The 17,971-nt window shown below is 72.9% G+C and carries 17 protein-coding genes; 6 read left to right on the top strand and 11 right to left on the bottom strand.

What is annotated here, in order from left to right; translation table 11 throughout:
- The first annotated feature begins 234 nt into the window (after positions 1-234).
- Positions 235-729, top strand: coding sequence for a DUF3145 domain-containing protein (locus tag IE170_RS20570; RefSeq protein ID WP_189810874.1), 495 nt, complete (start codon positions 235-237; stop codon positions 727-729).
- 69 nt (positions 730-798) lie between these two features.
- Here IE170_RS20570 and fabF read toward each other — a convergent pair whose 3' ends face one another.
- The 5 genes from fabF to IE170_RS20545 form a co-directional block, all read right to left on the bottom strand.
- Positions 799-2,064 carry a beta-ketoacyl-ACP synthase II gene (gene fabF, locus IE170_RS20565; protein ID WP_189810873.1) on the bottom strand — a complete coding sequence of 422 codons (1,266 nt, stop codon included), beginning with the start codon at positions 2,062-2,064 and terminating at the stop codon, positions 799-801.
- Positions 2,065-2,143: 79 nt separating this feature from the next.
- Complete coding sequence (locus tag IE170_RS20560) at positions 2,144-2,392, bottom strand: acyl carrier protein (protein ID WP_114057440.1); 249 nt, start codon at positions 2,390-2,392, stop codon at positions 2,144-2,146.
- Between the two features lie 55 nt (positions 2,393-2,447).
- Positions 2,448-3,452: a ketoacyl-ACP synthase III gene (locus tag IE170_RS20555; protein ID WP_189810872.1), complete on the bottom strand. Its 1,005-nt coding sequence runs from the start codon at positions 3,450-3,452 to the stop codon at positions 2,448-2,450.
- 19 nt (positions 3,453-3,471) lie between these two features.
- Entirely contained in the window at positions 3,472-4,389 is a 918-nt protein-coding gene (locus IE170_RS20550; protein WP_189810871.1) for an ACP S-malonyltransferase, read from the bottom strand.
- 89 nt (positions 4,390-4,478) lie between these two features.
- Entirely contained in the window at positions 4,479-5,684 is a 1,206-nt protein-coding gene (locus IE170_RS20545) for a PucR family transcriptional regulator (RefSeq protein ID WP_189810870.1), read from the bottom strand.
- A 70-nt stretch (positions 5,685-5,754) separates the two neighbouring features.
- Here IE170_RS20545 and IE170_RS20540 point away from each other — a divergent pair, with 70 nt between their 5' ends.
- Positions 5,755-6,411: a pirin family protein gene (locus tag IE170_RS20540; RefSeq protein ID WP_189810869.1), complete on the top strand. Its 657-nt coding sequence runs from the start codon at positions 5,755-5,757 to the stop codon at positions 6,409-6,411.
- A 12-nt stretch (positions 6,412-6,423) separates the two neighbouring features.
- Here IE170_RS20540 and IE170_RS20535 read toward each other — a convergent pair whose 3' ends face one another.
- Complete coding sequence (locus IE170_RS20535) at positions 6,424-7,251, bottom strand: serine hydrolase domain-containing protein (protein WP_189810917.1); 828 nt, start codon at positions 7,249-7,251, stop codon at positions 6,424-6,426.
- A gap of 70 nt (positions 7,252-7,321) precedes the next feature.
- Between IE170_RS20535 and IE170_RS20530 the strand changes: the two genes are divergently transcribed.
- Complete coding sequence (locus IE170_RS20530) at positions 7,322-7,720, top strand: MerR family transcriptional regulator (protein WP_223856043.1); 399 nt, start codon at positions 7,322-7,324, stop codon at positions 7,718-7,720.
- Positions 7,717-8,733 (top strand): aldo/keto reductase, encoded by a 1,017-nt coding sequence (locus IE170_RS20525; RefSeq protein WP_189810868.1) that lies wholly within the window; start codon positions 7,717-7,719, stop codon positions 8,731-8,733. Before IE170_RS20530 ends, IE170_RS20525 begins: the two co-directional genes overlap by 4 nt.
- Positions 8,734-8,840: 107 nt before the next feature.
- Here the strand turns inward: IE170_RS20525 and IE170_RS20520 are convergent, their stop codons facing one another.
- The 3 genes from IE170_RS20520 to IE170_RS20510 all read right to left on the bottom strand — a co-directional run bounded on the left by IE170_RS20520 (position 8,841) and on the right by IE170_RS20510 (position 11,792).
- On the bottom strand, positions 8,841-9,701 hold the full coding sequence (locus IE170_RS20520) for a DUF4429 domain-containing protein (RefSeq protein ID WP_189810867.1): 861 nt from the start codon (positions 9,699-9,701) through the stop codon (positions 8,841-8,843).
- A gap of 75 nt (positions 9,702-9,776) precedes the next feature.
- Positions 9,777-11,015, bottom strand: coding sequence for an alpha/beta hydrolase (locus IE170_RS20515; protein WP_189810866.1), 1,239 nt, complete (start codon positions 11,013-11,015; stop codon positions 9,777-9,779).
- Between the two features lie 132 nt (positions 11,016-11,147).
- Positions 11,148-11,792 carry a TetR/AcrR family transcriptional regulator gene (locus IE170_RS20510; protein WP_189810865.1) on the bottom strand — a complete coding sequence of 215 codons (645 nt, stop codon included), beginning with the start codon at positions 11,790-11,792 and terminating at the stop codon, positions 11,148-11,150.
- Positions 11,793-12,078: 286 nt separating this feature from the next.
- Here IE170_RS20510 and IE170_RS20505 point away from each other — a divergent pair, with 286 nt between their 5' ends.
- Both IE170_RS20505 and IE170_RS20500 read left to right on the top strand, forming a co-directional pair.
- Positions 12,079-13,566, top strand: coding sequence for an MFS transporter (locus IE170_RS20505; RefSeq protein WP_229885003.1), 1,488 nt, complete (start codon positions 12,079-12,081; stop codon positions 13,564-13,566).
- Positions 13,567-13,755: 189 nt separating this feature from the next.
- Entirely contained in the window at positions 13,756-14,235 is a 480-nt protein-coding gene (locus IE170_RS20500) for a peptidase inhibitor family I36 protein (protein ID WP_189810863.1), read from the top strand.
- Here IE170_RS20500 and IE170_RS20495 read toward each other — a convergent pair.
- Together IE170_RS20495 and aceE are read right to left on the bottom strand one after the other, a co-directional pair.
- On the bottom strand, positions 14,216-15,028 hold the full coding sequence (locus IE170_RS20495; RefSeq protein WP_189810862.1) for a potassium channel family protein: 813 nt from the start codon (positions 15,026-15,028) through the stop codon (positions 14,216-14,218). The genes IE170_RS20500 and IE170_RS20495 overlap by 20 nt on opposite strands.
- Before the next feature lie 138 nt (positions 15,029-15,166).
- A complete protein-coding gene (gene aceE, locus IE170_RS20490; protein WP_189810861.1) occupies positions 15,167-17,899 on the bottom strand; it encodes a pyruvate dehydrogenase (acetyl-transferring), homodimeric type in 2,733 nt (910 codons plus the stop codon).
- Between the last annotated feature and the right edge of the window lie 72 nt (positions 17,900-17,971).

Raw genomic sequence — 17,971 nt, 5'->3', positions numbered from 1 at the left:
CTCGCCGCCCGCCGTCGCGGGGGCGTCCTGCTGAGTGAAAGCTGTGTACGGGGCGGTTACTGACCGACCGTACGTCACACCGCGGCCCCCGCCGCACGGTAGCTTTTCCCCCGTGGCGTTTCGGCCGCAGGTCCCGCAGCGCAATGTCGGTTGATGTCCGCTAAATTACATCGCGTCACGTTCTGTCCGTTTTCAGGAGATTATTCCCGACCTCGTCCCACCCTGGAGGTCCCGGTGACGACACGTGGAGTTCTGTACGTGCATTCCGCGCCGCGCGCGCTCTGCCCGCACGTGGAATGGGCCGTGGGGGGCGTGCTCGGAGTGCGGGTGAACCTGGACTGGATCCGGCAGCCCGCCTCCCCGGGCACCTGGAGATCCGAGTTCTCCTTCGTGGCCGAGCCGGGGACGGCCTCCAGACTCGCCTCCGCCCTGCGCGGCTGGCACCTGCTCCGCTTCGAGGTCACGGCGGAGCCCTGCGCCACCGCCGAGGGCGAGCGCTACAGCTCCACCCCCGACCTCGGCATCTTCCACGCCGTGACCGGCCTGCACGGCGACATCCTCGTCCCCGAGGACCGGTTGCGCGCCGCCCTGGCCCGCTCCGCGCGCGGCGAGAGCGACCTGGAGGCGGAGATCGCCGCACTGCTCGGCAAGCCCTGGGACGACGAGTTGGAGCCCTTCCGCCACGCCGGCGAGGGCGCACCCGTGCGCTGGCTCCACCAGGTTGTCTGAGGCCGCCCGTACGAGAAGGGGCCCCGCACGGCACGCGCCGGGCGGGGCCCCTTCTCGGAGGCTGCGGGATCAAACGCTGCGGAACGCCAGCGTCACGTTGTGGCCGCCGAAGCCGAACGAGTTGTTGATCGCGGCGATCGGGCCGTCGACCGGCAGCTTGCGCGCCTCGCCGCGGACGATGTCCGCGTCGATGTCCTCGTCCAGGTCGTCGAGGTTGATCGTCGGCGGGGCGATCCGGTGGTACAGCGCGAGCACGGTCGCGACCGTCTCGATGCCGCCGGCGCCGCCCAGCAGGTGGCCCGTCATCGACTTGGTCGCGGAAACCGCGATGTGGTCGAGGTCGTCGCCGAGGACCTTGCGCAGCGCCTTGATCTCGGCCGTGTCGCCCTGCGGAGTCGACGTGGCGTGGGCGTTGACGTGGACCAGCTCGGCCGGGTCCAGGCCCGTGTTGTCGAGCAGGTTCTGCACGGCGGCGGCGACACCGCGGCCGGTCGGCTCGGGCTGCGCGATGTGGTGGCTGTCCGCGGACAGGCCCTGGCCCAGCACCTCGCAGTAGACGCGGGCGCCGCGCGAGGCGGCGTGCTCGGCGGACTCCAGGATGACGACGCCGGCGCCCTCACCCAGCACGAAGCCGTCGCGGCCCTTGTCGTACGGGCGGGAGGCCTGCTCAGGGTTCTCGTTGTTCTTCGACATCGCCATCATGTTGGCGAACGCGGCGATCGGCAGCGGGTGGATCGCCGCCTCGGTGCCGCCGGCGACGACCACGTCGGCGCGGCCGCTGCGGATCATCTCCACGGCGTAGCCGATGGCCTCGGCGCCGGAGGCGCAGGCGCTGACCGGGGTGTGCACGCCCGCCTGGGCGTTGACCTCCAGGCCGACGTTGGCCGAGGGGCCGTTCGGCATGAGCATGGGAACGGTGTGCGGGGAGACCCGGCGCACACCCTTGTCCTTCAGGACGTCGTACTGGTCGAGCAAGGTGGTGACGCCGCCGATGCCGGAGGCGATCACGGCGCCCAGGCGGTCCGGGGCGACGGAGCCGTCCTCGCCCGCCGGGGCGGTGTAGCCGGCGTCGGCCCACGCCTCGCGGGCCGCGATGACGGCGAACTGGGCCGAGCGGTCCAGCTTGCGGGCCAGAGGCCGCGGCAGGACCTCGCTCGGGTCCACGGCGACCGGGGCGGCGATGCGGACCGGGAGGTCGGCGAAGCGCTCGCCCTCCAGGGGCTTCACGCCGGAACGGCCGGCGAGCATGCCTTCCCAGGTCGAAGCGCTGTCGCCACCCAGCGGAGTGGTTGCGCCGATACCGGTGACGACCACGGTGCGATTGGTCGGGCTCACAGGAATTCTTTCTCCACGTCTCAGAGGGTGCTGAATGTCACGGCGCCACCGCCGGGTGGCGACAAACGCTCGTCGGGGCTCAGCCCTGGTGCTTCAGGATGTAGTCGGCGGCGTCGCCGACCGTCTTCAGGTTCTTGACGTCCTCGTCCGGGATCTTGACGTCGAAGCGCTCTTCGGCGGCGACGACGACCTCGACCATGGAGAGCGAGTCGACGTCCAGGTCGTCGGTGAAGGACTTGTCGATCTCGACGTCCTCGACCGGGATGCCGGCGATCTCGTTCACGATCTCCGCGAGACCCTCGACGATCTCTTCCTGCGTGGCGGCCATGTGGCGCTCCTTCTCTAGCTACTGGGTGAAACGGGGCGGGAGGGTGTCCCGGGCCCTAGGGGAGGGTAACGACCGTGGCGGCGTACACGAGACCCGCCCCGAAGCCGATGACGAGCGCGGTGTCACCGCTCTTCGCCGCGCCGGTCGCCAGGAGCCGCTCCATCGCGAGCGGGATCGAGGCGGCCGACGTGTTGCCGGTGGTCTCCACGTCACGGGCGACCGTGACGTGCTCCGGCAGCTTGAGGGTCTTCACCATCGAGTCGATGATCCGCATGTTCGCCTGGTGCGGAATGAAGACGTCCAGGTCATCCGCGGTGATCCCGGCGGCGTCGAGCGCCTGCTGGGCCACCTTGGCCATCTCGAAGACGGCCCAGCGGAACACCGCCTGGCCCTCCTGCGTGATGGCGGGGAACTTCTCGCCGGCGTCCTTGCCGAGGTACTCGTCCCACGGCACGGTCTGCTTGATCGTCTCGGACTTGTCGCCCTCGGAGCCCCACACCGTGGGGCCTATGGCCGGCACGTCCGAGGGGCCGACGACCACGGCGCCGGCGCCGTCGCCGAACAGGAAGGCCGTCGCGCGGTCCTCGAGGTCGGTCAGGTCCGAGAGCCGCTCGACGCCGATGACCAGCACGTACTCGGCCGACCCCTCGACGACGAGGCCCTTGGCCAGGGTCAGGCCGTAGCCGAAGCCGGCGCAGCCCGCGGAGATGTCGAACGCGGCCGGCTTGACCGCGCCGACCCGGTGGGCGATCTCCGTCGCGATGGCCGGGGTCTGGCGGAAGTGCGAGACCGTCGAGACGATGACGGCGCCGATCTGCTCCGGCGTGACGCCTGCGTCGGCGAGCGCCTTGCCGGCGGCCTCCACCGACATCGCGGCGACCGTCTCCTCGGCCGAGGCCCAGTGCCGGGTCGCGATGCCGGAGCGGGAGCGGATCCACTCGTCCGAGGAGTCGATCTTCTCCAGGATGACGTCGTTGGAGACGACCCGGCTCGGACGGTAGCCGCCGACGCCGAGGATGCGGGCGTACGGGGAGCCCTTGGCAGGCTTGATCTTCGACATGCTGTGTGGGCTCCTTCTCTCAGGCCCCGTGCCCGGCGACGAGCTCGGCGGCCTTGGCGAGGTCGTCCGGCGTCTTCAGGGCCACCGTGGGCACACCCTTGAGCGCACGCTTGGCCAGACCCGTCAGGGTGCCGCCCGGGCACAGCTCGATGATCCCGGTGACGCCCAGCTCGGCGAACGCCTCCATGCACAGGTCCCAGCGGACCGGGTTCGCGACCTGGCCGACCAGGCGGGCGACGACGTCGGCACCCGTGGCGACGGTCAGGCCGTCCTTGTTCGAGACGTACGTCAGCTCCGGGTCGGCCGGGGTGAGGGCCTTGGCGGCCTCCTCCAGCGTGGCGACCGCGGGGGCCATGTGGTGCGTGTGGAAGGCGCCCGCGACCCGCAGGGGGACGACCTTCATCGAGCCCTCGGGCTTCTCGGCGACCAGGGCCTCGATCTGGGCCTCGGTGCCGGCGGCCACGATCTGGCCGGCGCCGTTGATGTTCGCGGGCGTCAGGCCGAGCTTGTCCAGGTGCGCGACGACGGTGTCGCGGTCCCCGCCGAGCACGGCGGCCATGCCCGTCGGGGCGACCGCGGACGCCTCGGCCATGGCCAGGCCGCGGGTCCGTACGAACGCCAGGGCGTCCGCGTCCGACAGCACGCCCGCGTACGCGGCGGCCGTGATCTCACCGACGCTGTGGCCCGCCACGGCGCCGAACGCCGAACGCGAGCCCAGCTCGGCGGCGGACAGCAGGCCGGCGGCCACCAGCAGCGGCTGCGCCACAGCGGTGTCGCGGATCTCGTCCGCGTCGGCCTTCGTGCCGTAGTGGGCGAGGTCGAGCCCGATGGCGTCCGACCACGCGGCGACGCGGTCGGCGGCGCCGGGCAGTTCGAGCCAGGGAGTCAGGAAGCCGGGCGTCTGTGCGCCTTGGCCGGGAGCGACGAGTACGAGCACCCTCACACTCTCTCTTGTGGGTGGTCCCCGCCGCCCGTGGGGACAGGGACCAAGAACCGTCAGGGTAATTGTTGATGTCCGACAAAAGCCTAGGGCTGCTGATCCCCGTCGGCCAAGCGCCCGAGGATCAGCGCGATCCGCAGGGTGAACGCCGAGCGGACATCGGAGGGTGACCAGCCGGTGACGTCGGTCACACGTCGGAGCCGGTAGCGCACCGTGTTGGGGTGCACGAACAGCATCCGCGCCGCCCCCTCCAGACTGCTCGCCTGCTCCAGGTACACGCTCAGCGTCTCCAGGAGCGCCGACCCCGCCTCCTCCAGCGGTCTGTAGATCTCCTCCACCAGCTGTTCGCGCGCCGACGGATCCGAGGCGATCGCGCGCTCCGGCAGCAGATCGTCCGCCAGCACCGGCCGGGGCGCGTCCTGCCACGCCGTGCACGCCTTCAGCCCGGCCGCCGCGGCCTGCGCGGACTTCGTCGCGTTCAGCAGGTCCGCCACCACCGGGCCGGCCACCACCGGGCCCGCCGCGAACGGCCCGATCAGCGACTTCGCGACCTGGAGCGGGTTGTCGCTGCCGCCCGCGATGACGACGAGCCGGTCGCCGAGCACCCCGGTCAGCACCTGCAGCTTGTGGTGGCGGGCCGCCCGCCGGATCGCCTCGACCGTCAGCTCGCTGTCCCCGTCGGGCGCCGTGCCGAGCACCACGCACACGTGCTCCGGAGAGTTCCAGCCGAGCGCCGCGGCCCGCGACAGCGCACCCTCGTCCGCCTCGCCCGACAGCACCGCGTTGACCACGAGCGACTCCAGGCGGGCGTCCCACGCCCCGCGCGCCTCGGCGGCCTGCGCGTACACCTGGGCCGTCGCGAAGGCGATCTCCCGCGCGTAGACGAGCAGCGCCTCCCGCAGGATCGACTCGTCGCCCGGCGCCGCGACCTCCTCGATCGCGGCCTCCATCACCTCGATCGTCGTACGGACCATCTCCACCGTCTGGCGCAGGGTGATGGCCCGGGTCAGCTCCCGCGGCGCCGTCCCGAACACGTCGGTCGAGATCGCCTGCGGGGTGTCGGGGTGCCGGAACCACTCCGTGAACGCGGCGATGCCGGCCTGGGCCACCAGGCCGATCCAGGACCGGTTCTCCGGGGGCATCGCCCGGTACCACGGCAGGGTCTCGTCCATCCGGGCGATCGCGTTCGCGGCGAGCCGGCCGGAGGACTTCTCCAGCCGCCGCAGCGTCGCGTGATGCGGATGGGCGGGAGCGGGATGCGCGGGGGAATGCTCACGTTCGGGATGGGGCACGGGGACAAGAGTGCCTTATCGGGGCGCCTGCGCCGAGAGCGCCCTCACGCCCAGGGTCTACGGTGGGTCCATGATTGATGTACGCCGAGGCGCCGACCGGTACCCGGGCGGCGACCCGGACAGCGGGATCACGACCCGGCACGCGTTCTCCTTCGGCCGGTTCTACGACCCCGACAACCTCCGCTTCGGCCCGGTCCTGGCCTGCAACGAGGAGCACCTCGCGCCCGGCGCCGGCTTCGAGGAGCACCCCCACAGCCACACGGAGATCGTCACCTGGGTCGTCGGGGGCGAGCTGACCCACAAGGGCAGCACCGGTGAGGCCACCGAGGTACGGCCCGGCGACGTCCAGCACTTCGGCGCCGGATCGGGCGCCCGGCACGTGGAACGCAACGACGGCACCTCCCCGCTGTGCTTCGTGCAGACCTGGCTCGCGCCGCTGGAGCCCGGCGGCGAGCCCTCGTACCGGCTGGTCCGCGGCCTTCCCGACGGCACCCCGTACGAGGTCCCCGCCGCCGGCGCCCGCCTGCACGTGCGGCGGCCGGCCGCCGGCGAGCACGTCCCCGTCCCCGCGGCGCCCCGGGTCTACCTGCACGTCGTCCGCGGCGACCTGCGCCTGGACGGGGCCGAGCTCGGGCCCGGCGACTCGGCCCGGATCACCGGCGAGGAGGGCCTGGAGGCAGTCGCCGGATCCCCGGGCGAGCTGCTGATCTGGGAGCTGCCGGCGTAGCGGAAGCGGAGGTCAGCGGGCGGGCCGGCCCGACAGCTCGGCGAGGACGGCGTCCGTGAACGGGGGCCACGCCTCGACGGCCCACGGGCCGAACGCGCGGTCCGCCAGGGCCACGCACGCAGCCCGGGCCTCCGGGTCCACCCACAGGAACGTGCCCGCCTGCCCGAAGTGGCCGAACGTACGGGGCGAGGAGCCGGCGCCCGTCCAGTGCGGGGACTTCCGCCCGCGGATCTCCACGCCCAGCCCGAAGTCGTTGGGGGACTGGTGGCCGTACCCGGGGAGCACGCCCTTGAGGCCCGGGTGGACCACCGTCGTCGCCTCGGCGACCGTCCGCACGTCCAGCAGGCGCGGCGCCTGGAGCTCCGCGGCGAAGCGGACCAGGTCGGACACGGTGGACACGCCGTCCTTCGCGGGCGAGCCCTCCAGCGTGGTCGACGCCATGCCGAGCGGCTCGAAGACGGCCTGGTGCACGTACTCGGCGAACGGGATGCCGGTGGCCTTCGCGATGTGGTCGCCGAGTACCTCGAAGCCGGCGTTCGAGTACAGCCGGCGCGTCCCCGGAGGGGCCATGACGCGGTGCTCGTCGAAGGCGAGACCGCTGGTGTGCGCGAGCAGGTGACGGACCGTCGACCCCTCCGGGCCGGCCGGCTCGTCCAGCTCGACCGCCCCCTCCTCGTACGCGACGAGCGCGGCGTACGCGGCGAGCGGCTTGGTCACGGACGCCAGCGCGAAGCGGCGGTCGACCGGCCCGTGGGAGCCCGCCACGCCGCCGTCGGCACGCACCACCGCCGCGGCGGCGGCGGGAACCGGCCAGTTCTCGATGATCTGGAGGCTTTCCAGCCTCTCCACGCTCTCCATGCCGCCGAGCCTACTTGCTTGGAGTGCACTCAAGGGTCCTAGCGTGGTCGCCATGAGCCTGACGCAGACGCAGACGCAGATGCCGCCGCGGTACACGATCAGCGAGGTCGAGGCGCGCACCGGTCTGTCCCAGCACACGCTGCGCTGGTACGAGCGCATCGGCCTCATGCGGCAGGTGGACCGCTCCCACTCGGGGCAGCGGCGCTTCAGCGACGGCGACCTGCAGTGGCTGGCCTTCGTGGGCAAGCTGCGCACCACCGGGATGTCGGTGGCGGACATGGTCAGGTATGCGGAGCTGGTCCGCGAAGGGGAGCACACCGTCGACCAGCGGCGGGAGTTGCTGGAGCGGACGAGGAACGAGGTGCGGGCGCGGATCTCGGAGCTGAACGACGCGCTCGCCGTACTGGACTTCAAGATCGATCTCTACACGGGGAAGGCCGCACGGCAATGACGCAGAACACCACCATCGAGCAGGTAGAACTCGGCAAGGGCGGCCCCCTGGTCGGCATCCAGGGCCTCGGCTGCATGGGCATGAGCGAGTTCTACGGGGAGACGGACGAGGCGGCGGCCCGCGCCACGCTGGAGGCGGCCCTCGCCGCCGGCGTCACCCTGATCGACACCGCCGACGCCTACGGGCGCGGCCGGAACGAGGAGTTCCTCGCCCCGTTCGTGGCGGCCCACCGCGAGGAGATCACCCTCGCCACCAAGTTCGGGCTCGTCCGCAGCGACGACCCGCGCCACCGGGGCATCCGCAACGACCGGGCCTACATCCGCCAGGCCGTCGAGGACAGCCTGCGCCGGCTCGGCACCGACGTGATCGACCTCTACTACATGCACCGCTACGACCCGGCGGTGCCGTTCGCCGAGTCGGTCGGCGAGATGGCGCAGCTGGTCCAGGAGGGCAAGGTCCGCCACCTCGGCCTCAGCGAGGTCACGGGCGCGGAGCTGCGGGAGGCGTACGCGGTCCACCCGATCGCGGCGGTCCAGTCGGAGTGGTCGCTCTTCAGCCGCGACGTGGAGCGCAGCGCGGTGCCCGCTGCGGCGGAGCTCGGGGTGGCCTTCGTGCCGTACTCCCCCCTCGGCCGCGGATTCCTGACCGGTACGTTCGCCTCCGCCGAGGAGCTGTCCGAGGGCGACTTCCGCGCCCAGCAGCCCCGCTTCACCGGCGACAACGCCAAGGCCAACACGGCGCTGCTGGAGCCGGTGCGGGAGATTGCGAAGGCGCACGGGGCGACGCCGGCGCAGATCGCGCTGGCCTGGGCGCAGCAGCGGGCGCAGGTGCACGGCCTGCCGGTGGTGCCGATCCCGGGCACCCGCAAGCCGGAGCGGCTCGCCGAGAACACCGCGGCGACCCGGATCACGCTGGCGGAGCAGGAGCTGGCCGCGCTGGAGCCGCTCGCGGCCGGGGTTGCGGGGGACCGCTACCCGAACATGGCCTTCACGTCGGCGGCCCGCGAGGCGTGACGGCGCTGCCGGGCCGCGTGGCTGCGGGCCGGGGAGGCGGGGGCGGGCGTCCGCGACGGGGCGCCGCGCCTTCCGGCACCGGCCGGGGCCGAGGGGGGCCGTGGCGGCTACGCCTCGGTGGCGAGCCGGCCGTCGGCCGCCGTGAAGCGGTCGCACAGGGCCGTGTACTCGGCGTCCGTCAGCAGGCCGGCGCTGTGCAGCTCGCCGAGGCGGTCCAGGCGCTCCGCCGACCGCGGGGCCGGGACGGCCGCCACCGGGGTGCGGGTGCGCAGCGCGGCCAGGACGGCCGCCGCGAAGGGCAGCGACTCCTGCACCGATCCGTAGCCCGTCCCGAAGACGGCGCTGGCCAGGTCGTGGTCCGGCCGCGGGTCGCCGTCGGTGTCGCGGCGCAGCAGCCGCAGGTGTCCGCCGGGCCCCTCCGGCGAGCGCCATTCGACGCCGGCCAGTTCGGAGAGCGCGTAACTCTGGTCGCCGGCCTTCCACTTGGTGCCCGTGGCGCCGGTGCGCGACCACTGGAAGGTGACCCGCAGGCCGTCGAAGGAGACGCGGGCGTCGTACGCCTTCAGCTGCAGCGGCGGCTCCGCGGCGGGCACCAGGAACCGCCCGGCCGGCTCGTCGCCGCCGGGTCCGATCCGCTCGCGCAGCGCCTCGGCGAACGCGGCCGCCTCCGCGCCCCGGTCCGCCGGCACGACCAGCCGGTACGGGTCGCACACCTCCCGCAGCTGCCCCGCGGCGGCTTCCACCAGGGGGTCTGCGCCCGGCCTCGGTATGGCGCGCAGCACCACCGCATCGCGTCTGCCGCCCCCGCGGGAGGAGAGTTCCACCGCGGCGAGCGCCTCGAAGGGGATCCGCCGCGCCCCGAGGGCCTGCCAGAGCCTCGGCGTTCGCATCCCCCGTGCGAAGCGGATGAGCACCGAGTCCGAGTCGAACTCCCAGACGGCATGATTTCCGGCCAGTACGTCACCCATGCGGCACATGGTAAGGGGAGGGACCCTTGCGCGTCCCCCTCGGCGCAGGGCCCGATTTTCGGGGCTCTACGCGTGTCAGTCCGCGTCTGTCCCGGAAATTCCGCGGCGGCAGGCATCGTCGCCGGTGGCGCAGGCAACAGAACCGAGTGCGCCGGTTCCGATTTTGGCGAAGTTGTCCAGGGAACCGGTGCCTGGCTCGAAATAGCCGGTGTGCAGGCGGGCCCCGGCCGAGGACAGCAGCCGCGCACCGAACTCGGGGGAGACCGGGTCGGCGCCGTGGCCCAGCCCGCCGACCTCCAGGTGCGGCACGTCCGCGATCCAGTCCCCGGCGTCCCGCATCGCCCACACCCGGGCCGACGTGCGCAGCTCGGCCACCGAGCCGGCGCGCATGCCGGGGCTGCCCGCAGCCACCACGTCCGTCACCCGCTCCGGCAGCGCGTGGGCGGCGACCCCGCAGACGACGGAGCCGTAGCTGTGGCAGAACAGCGCGACCGTCGCGTCCCCCGGCAGCGACGCGGCCAGGGCCTCCAGGCGCGCGGCGCCGTCGACGGCCATGCGCCCCGTCGCGGCGTCCACGCCGACGCCGGCGGGCGCGGTGTAGTCGGCCCAGGCGATGACCGCGGTCCTGGCACCGGGGGCGGCCGCGCGCTGGGCCGCGTACAGGGATTCGGCCATGCCCACGGGGGAGGTGAGGCGGCGCTGGGTGCGCTCGAAGGTGACCGCGTCGGTGTCGACGCCGGGGACGATGACGGAGATCCGCTCGGCGCGGTCGAGGTTGCCGAAGACCTCCGCGACCCGGCCGCCGCCGGTGGGGTCGAAGGCGAGGACCTGCCGGCCCGGCTCGGCCAGCGAGGCGAAGCGGTGGGCGCGCCGGCCGGCCGCGGTGCGGTCGGCGGGCGTGAGGGAGACGTCCCGGCTGCGGGCGAGCTCCACCTGCTCGGCGAGGAGGAGCGCCTGCGCGTTCGCGCGGTAGCGCAGCTCCGCGGGGGCGCCTGCCAGGTTGCCGACGACGAACGGGTGGGCGTCCGCGAGGTGGGTGCGGGCACTGGCGTCGAGGCCCGCGAAGAAGCGGGCGACGGTCCGGACGGGTGCGTCGGCGGGGGGCACGGTGCGGCCCCCGATGCGCGTCGCCGACCAGGCGGCGAGGCCGGCGGCCCGCAGCGAGGTGCCGGCGTCCGGCCGGTGCACGGCGGTCCAGCCCGTGGTGGCCAGCATGAGGAAGACGACCCCCAGCGCCAGCAGGACGCGCAGGGCGGCGGGGCGCGGGTCGGTACCGGGGGAGAGGCGGGCGGAGCCGGGCACGTTCACGTTCATCTGGCACCAGCGTAGGAGACCGCGGCGGGCCGGAATGCGCGGGGTGACGGGGCTCACGGCGCCGGGGAGGCCCACCCGCTGCCGTGCGGCACGGAACTGACGGCCCGTCGGGCTTGGGCGTCCCGGGCGTGATCAGCGCCAGTCGGGCGCCAGAGCTGGGCCGATGTGGTCGAGGTAAGCCTCGGTCAGGTCGCGGATCGCGGCGATGCCGGAGTCGTCGCCCTGCCCCCACAGCCGCCCGGTGACCCTCATCACGCCGGAGAACGCCGCCACGGCCACCCGCGGGCGGGGGTCGGCGTCCACGTCCAGGCCCTCACGCTCCGCGATCAGCCGGGCGATCCGCTCCTCGACCTCGGCCGAGCGGCGCAGGTGCGCGGCGAGCAGCGCCGGCGTCGACTCGATGAGCCGGTAGGTGCGCACGTAGAGGTCGACGGGCACCACCTCGGACAGGGCCTCTTCAAGGCTGCTCCAGGAGTCGCGGAGCGCGCCGCGCAGCGCCGTGAGGGGCCCCTCGCCGGCCGGGCGGGCCCGCAGGGCGGCGAGGAAGTGGGAGTCGATGATGTCCTGCGCGGCGAAGGCGACCTCCTCCTTGTTGGCGAAGTAGCGGAAGAAGGTGCGCTGGGAGACGTCGACGGAGTCGGTGATCTCGTCGACGGTCGTCTGCTCGTACCCCTGCGCGATGAAGAGGAGGAGGGCGGCGCGCAGCAGCGCGTCCCGGGTGCGCTGCTTCTTGCGCTCGCGCAGGCCGGTCGCGGGGGCGGGCCGCTCGTCGGTCATCACCGCGGGGAGTCCTTTCCGGGACGGGTCGGCCGGCCCCTGGTCTGACGTCTGATCTGACGCTGAGTGAGCGGTCAGGGTACCTGTGACCGACGTGACAGCGACTGCCTCGTTAACCCGTTTGTGAAGTGTCAGTCGCTGTCAATAGTGTGGCGGCATGACTCATCAGACCACCGTCGGCGACCGCGGCGACCGCATACCCGTCAAGGAGCCGGGCGGGGGGCCGGTCGGCAACGCACTGCGCGGCCACCCGTGGCTGACCCTCTTCGCCGTGGCGATCGGCGTCATGATGGTCACCCTGGACGGCACCGTCGTCGCCGTCGCCAACCCCGCGATCCAGCAGGACCTCGGCGCCTCCCTCGCCGACGTCCAGTGGATCACCAACGGCTACCTGCTCGCCCTCGCCGTCTCCCTCATCACCGCCGGCAAGCTCGGCGACCGCTTCGGACACCGGCAGACCTTCCTGATCGGCATCGTCGGCTTCGCCGGCGCGTCCGCCGCGATCGGCCTCTCCACCACCGTCGAGGCCGTGATCGGCTTCCGCGTCGCCCAGGGCGTCTTCGGCGCCCTGCTGATGCCCGCCGCGCTCGGTCTGCTGCGCGCCACGTTCCCCGCCGAGAAGCTCAACATGGCCATCGGCATCTGGGGCATGGTCATCGGCGCCTCGACCGCCGCCGGCCCCATCGTCGGCGGCCTCCTCGTCGAGAACGTCAACTGGCAGTCCGTCTTCTACGTCAACATCCCCGTCGGCGTCATCGCCCTGGCCTTCGGCCTGGTCATCCTGCTCGACCACCGCGCCGCGAACGCCCCGCGCTCCTTCGACGTCCCCGGCATCCTGATGCTGTCGGTCGCGATGTTCTCGCTGGTCTGGGCGCTGATCAAAGCCTCCGAGTGGGGCTGGGGCGACCTGTGGACGCTCCTCTTCCTCCTCGTCTCCCTCGCCTTCTTCACCGCCTTCGCCGTGTGGGAGTCCCAGGCCGACGAGCCGCTGATCCCGCTCGGGATGTTCCGCTCGCTGCCGCTGTCCGCGGGCACCGTGCTGATGGTGCTGATGGCGTTCGCCTTCATGGGCGGCCTGTTCTTCGTCACCTTCTACCTGCAGAACGTCCACGGCATGAGCCCCGTCGACAGCGGCCTGCACCTGCTCCCGCTGACCGGCATGATGATCATCGGCTCCCCGCTCGCCGGCGCCGCGATCACCGCGGTCGGCCCGCGCATCCCGCTCGTCGCCGGCATGGTCGCGACCGCCGCCGCCTGCTTCGGGATGGCCGGCCTCACCACCGGCACCGGCACCCTGGAGATGTCGCTCTGGTTCGCCCTCCTCGGCCTCGGCCTCGCCCCCGTCATGGTCGGCGCCACCGAGGTCATCGTCGGCAACGCCCCGCTGGAGCTCTCAGGCGTGGCGGGCGGACTCCAGCAGGCCGCCATGCAGGTCGGCGGCAGCCTCGGCACGGCCGTCCTCGGCGCCGTCATGGCCGGCACCGTCAGTGACACCTTCGGGGACAAGTGGGCCGCCGCGCAGCTGCCGCCGCTCACCCCGGAACAGCAGGAGCTCGCCGAGAAGGGCGTCCAGGTCGGCCTCGCCCCCGTCCCCGAGGGCGTCCCCGCGCAGGTCGCCGAGACGATCACCGGGGTCGCGCACGACACCTTCGTGTCCGGGATGAGCACGGCCTTCACCGCCGCCGGCGTCGTCGCGGTCGCCGCGGCCGTCGTCGCCTGCTTCACCAAGCGCGGGGAGAACGCCGCCGCGGGCGCGGGCGCCGCCCACGTCTGAGCCGGCCCGGCCGCGCGTCAACACCGTGCACCGCACAGCCCCGCCGGACCCTTCCGGCGGGGCTTGCCCCTATCAGTGTGGACCCGCCCGCGGCCCCTTCCGCCCGGCCGTCGCCGCAGGTCAGCGTGGACGCGCAGCGCTCCCGGAAGCGGTCCGGGAGCGCTCCGTCCACGAAGGAGCCGATCCGTCATGCGTACGAGTTCACCCGCAGGTGCCGTTTCCACCGCCACCGCCCGCGCCGCCACCGCCCGCGCCGCCGCCGTCCGCGCCCCCGGCGTCCGTACCGTCACCGCCTTCGCCGCGGCCGCCCTCGCGCTCACCGCGCTCCTCCCCGGCACCGCCCGCGCCGCCCAGGCCGGGCCGGCCGCCGGACCGCCGCCCACCCGGGCGGTGCCCTGCGCGGCGGGCCAGCTCTGCCTCTGGGCCAAGCCGGACTTCAAGGGCACCCGGCACGCGTACGAGCTGAGCACCCTCGACATCAACAGCTGCACCGCCCTGCCCGCCGGGGCCAGCGCCCAGTCGCTCGTCAACCGCACCGGGCGGCCCGTGACGACGTACCAGTCCGCCGAGTGCGCCGAGACCGGGGAGTTCCAGACGTATCCCGGCGACGGCGTCCAACTGCCCCAGTCCGGCTACCTCGTACGGGCCTTCAAGGTGTGGGAGCGGTAGACGCCGCGCTTCCCGCCGCCGGGGCCGCCGCGGGCGCGGGGACCGCCAGCGCGGCCGGCGCGTCCGGGGCGGCCCCGCGCAGCAGGGCCACCTCGGCGCGCAGCGCCCGCACCTCCGCGGCCAGATCGGCGATCGCGGCTGTCTGCTCCCGCTCCACGCGGTCGTCCCGCTCGAACCGGGAGATGAACCAGGCGGCGATGTTGGCGGTGACCACACCCAGCAGCGCGATCCCCGACAGCATCAGACCCACCGCGAGCACCCGGCCCAGGCCGGTGGTGGGGGAGTGGTCCCCGTACCCGACCGTGGTCATCGTCGTGAAGCTCCACCACACGGCGTCGCCCAGGTTCCGGATGTTGCCGCCCGGGGCGTCCCGCTCCACGCTCAGTACCGCGAGCGAACCGAACATCAGCAGGCCGACCACCGCACCCGCCACGTAGGTGGTCAGCCGGATCTGCGGAGCCATCCTGGCCCGCCGCCCCACCAGGATCAGGGTGGCCACCAGCCGCAGCAGCCGAAGCGGCTGGACCATCGGCAGCACCACCGCGACCAGGTCGAGCCAGTGGGTGCGCACGAACGACCGCCTGGCCCGCGACAGCCCGAGCCGCACCAGGTAGTCGGAGGCGAAGGCGCCCCACACCAGCCACTCGGCCAGCGTGCACGCCCGCTGCACGCGCGGTCCCGCGTCCGGGAGGACGATCGGGACGGCATAGGCGACGGCGAACGCCACGGCGAGGACGAGCAGCGGAGCCTGCGTCCGCCGCTCCCATCGCAGCCGGCGGGAGGCTTCCTTCATGTGCAGCATCGTAAGGAACCCCCGGGCCGGGCCGGACCGGACCGGCGCCGGACCGGACCGCGGCACACCCGGACACGGCGGCGGGCCGGGGCGCACTCCGCACCCCGGCCCGCCGCCGAACCTGCTGCCCCGCGTCCGCTAGGCGTCGCCGCCCGCCGGGCCCGGGTCGGCCGCCGCCACGTCCAGCAGCCGGTAGCGGTCCACCGCCTGCTTCAGCGCCGACCGGTCGATCCGGCCCTCCTTCGCCAGCTCCGTCAGCACCGCCAGCACCACCGACTCCGCGTCGATGTGGAAGAAGCGGCGCGCCGCACCCCGCGTGTCCGCGAAGCCGAAGCCGTCCGCACCCAGCGAGGTGTACGCACCGGGCACCCACCGGGCGATCTGGTCCGGCACCGCCCGCATCCAGTCCGACACCGCGACGAACGGCCCCTGCGCCCCCGAGAGCTTCCGCGTCACGTACGGGACGCGCTGCTCCTCCTCCGGGTGCAGCAGGTTGTGCTCCTCCGCCTCGACGGCGTCGCGGCGCAGCTCGTTCCAGGAGGTCGCCGACCAGACGTCCGCCCTGACGTTCCACTCCTCGGCCAGGATCCGCTGCGCCTCGACCGCCCACGGCACCGCCACGCCCGACGCCATGATCTGCGCCGGGATGGCGCCGGAGGTCCCCGCCGCCACCCTGTGGATGCCCTTGAGGATGCCCTCGACGTCCACGCCGTCCGGCTCGGCCGGGTGCTGGATCGGCTCGTTGTAGACCGTCAGGTAGTAGAAGACGTCCTCCGCCTCCGGGCCGTACATGCGGCGCAGCCCGTCCCGGACGATGTGCGCGATCTCGTACCCGTACGCCGGGTCGTATGCCACGCACCCCGGGTTGGTCGACGCCAGCAGCTGGGAGTGGCCGTCGGCGTGCTGCAGGCCCTCACCCGTCAGCGTGGTCCGGCCCGCCGTGGCGCCGAGCACGAAGCCGCGCGCGAGCTGGTCGGCCATCTGCCAGAACTGGTCGCCCGTGCGCTGGAAGCCGAACATCGAGTAGAAGACGTACACCGGGATCAGCGGCTCGCCGTGCGTCGCGTACGCCGAGCCGGCCGCGATCAGCGAGGCCGTGCAGCCCGCCTCCGAGATGCCGTCGTGCAGCATCTGCCCGGTCGGGGACTCCTTGTACGCCAGCAGCAGCTCGCGGTCGACGGACTCGTACTGCTGCCCCAGCGGGTTGTAGATCTTGGCGCTCGGGAAGAACGAGTCCATGCCGAAGGTGCGGTACTCGTCGGGGGCGATCAGCACGAAGCGCCGGCCGATCTCCTTGTCCCGCATCAGGTCCTTCAGCAGGCGGACGAAGGCCATCGTCGTCGCGATCGACTGCTGGCCGGAGCCCTTCTTGACCGCCGCGTACGCCTTGTCGTCCGGCAGCTGCAGCGGCTTCGCCCGCACCACCCGCGTCGGGACGTAGCCGCCCAGCGCCTTGCGGCGGTCGTGCATGTACTGGATCTCCGGCGAGTTGCGGCCCGGGTGGTAGTACGGCGGCGCGCCGCTCTCCAGCTGCGCGTCGGTGATCGGGATGTGCAGGCGGTCGCGGAAGCGCTTGAGGTCGTCGACCGTCAGCTTCTTCATCTGGTGCGTCGCGTTGCGGCCCTCGAAGTTCGGGCCGAGGGTCCAGCCCTTGACCGTCTTGGCCAGGATCACCGTCGGCTGGCCCTTGTGGGCGCGCGCCGCCGCGTACGCCGCGTAGATCTTCCGGTGGTCGTGGCCGCCGCGGCCCAGGTGGAGGATCTGGTCGTCGGACATGTCCGCGACCATCGCGCGCAACCGCTGGTCGTCTCCGAAGAAGTGCTCGCGGATGTACGAGCCGGTCTCCGTGGCGTACGTCTGGAACTGCCCGTCGGGCGTCGAGTTCATCTTGTTGACGAGGATGCCGTCCCGGTCCTGCGCCAGCAGCGGGTCCCAGGAGCGGTCCCAGATCAGCTTGATGACGTTCCAGCCCGCCCCGCGGAAGATCGACTCCAGTTCCTGGATGACCTTGCCGTTGCCGCGGACCGGGCCGTCGAGCCGCTGCAGGTTGCAGTTGACGACGAACGTCAGGTTGTCCAGGCCCTCGCGCGCCGCCAGCGAGAGCTGGCCCAGCGACTCCGGCTCGTCCATCTCGCCGTCGCCGAGGTACGCCCATACGTGTGACCTGGAGGTGTCCGCGATCCCGCGCGCCTCCATGTACCGGTTCATCCGGGCCTGGTAGATCGCCCCGATCGGCCCGAGGCCCATCGAGACCGTCGGGAACTCCCAGAAGTCCGGCATCAGCCGCGGGTGCGGGTAGCTGGACAGGCCGTACGGGGCCTTCGACTTCTCCTGGCGGAACGCGTCGAGCTGCTGCTCGGAGAGGCGGTCCAGCAGGTAGGCGCGGGCGTACACGCCGGGGGAGGCGTGGCCCTGGAAGAAGATCTGGTCGCCGCCGTCGCCCTCGTCCTTGCCGCGGAAGAAGTGGTTGAAGCCGACGTCGTAGAGGGAGGCCGAGGAGGCGAAGGTGGCGATGTGCCCGCCCACGCCGATGCCGGGCCGCTGGGCGCGCGAGACCATGACGGCCGCGTTCCAGCGGGTGGCGTTCAGGACCTTGCGCTCGATCTCCTCGTTGCCGGGGAAGAACGGCTCGTCCTTGGTGGCGATCGTGTTGACGTAGTCGCTGCTGCGCATCTCGGGCACGGCCACGCGCCGCTCGCGGGCCCGCTCGATCAGCCGCAGCATCAGATAGCGGGCGCGTTCGCGACCGCGTTCGTCCACGGCGGCGTCGAGGGAGTCGAGCCACTCCTGCGTCTCCTCCGGATCGAAGTCCGGTACCTGGCTCGGCAGGCCGCCAATGATGATCGGATTGCGATCGGATGCGGAAGCCACGCTGTTCCTTCGCTGTCAGGGGAGTCGTGCCTTGGTTTCGCCGCCTCCCATGGTCTTACGCTCGGTCGGAAT

Origin of the sequence: Streptomyces toxytricini (assembly GCF_014649915.1) — a bacterium.
GTDB classification, from domain to species: Bacteria; Actinomycetota; Actinomycetes; order Streptomycetales; family Streptomycetaceae; genus Streptomyces; species Streptomyces toxytricini.
Note: the sequence above shows the minus strand (reverse complement) of the source record. Positions and strands in the feature narration are given on the sequence as shown.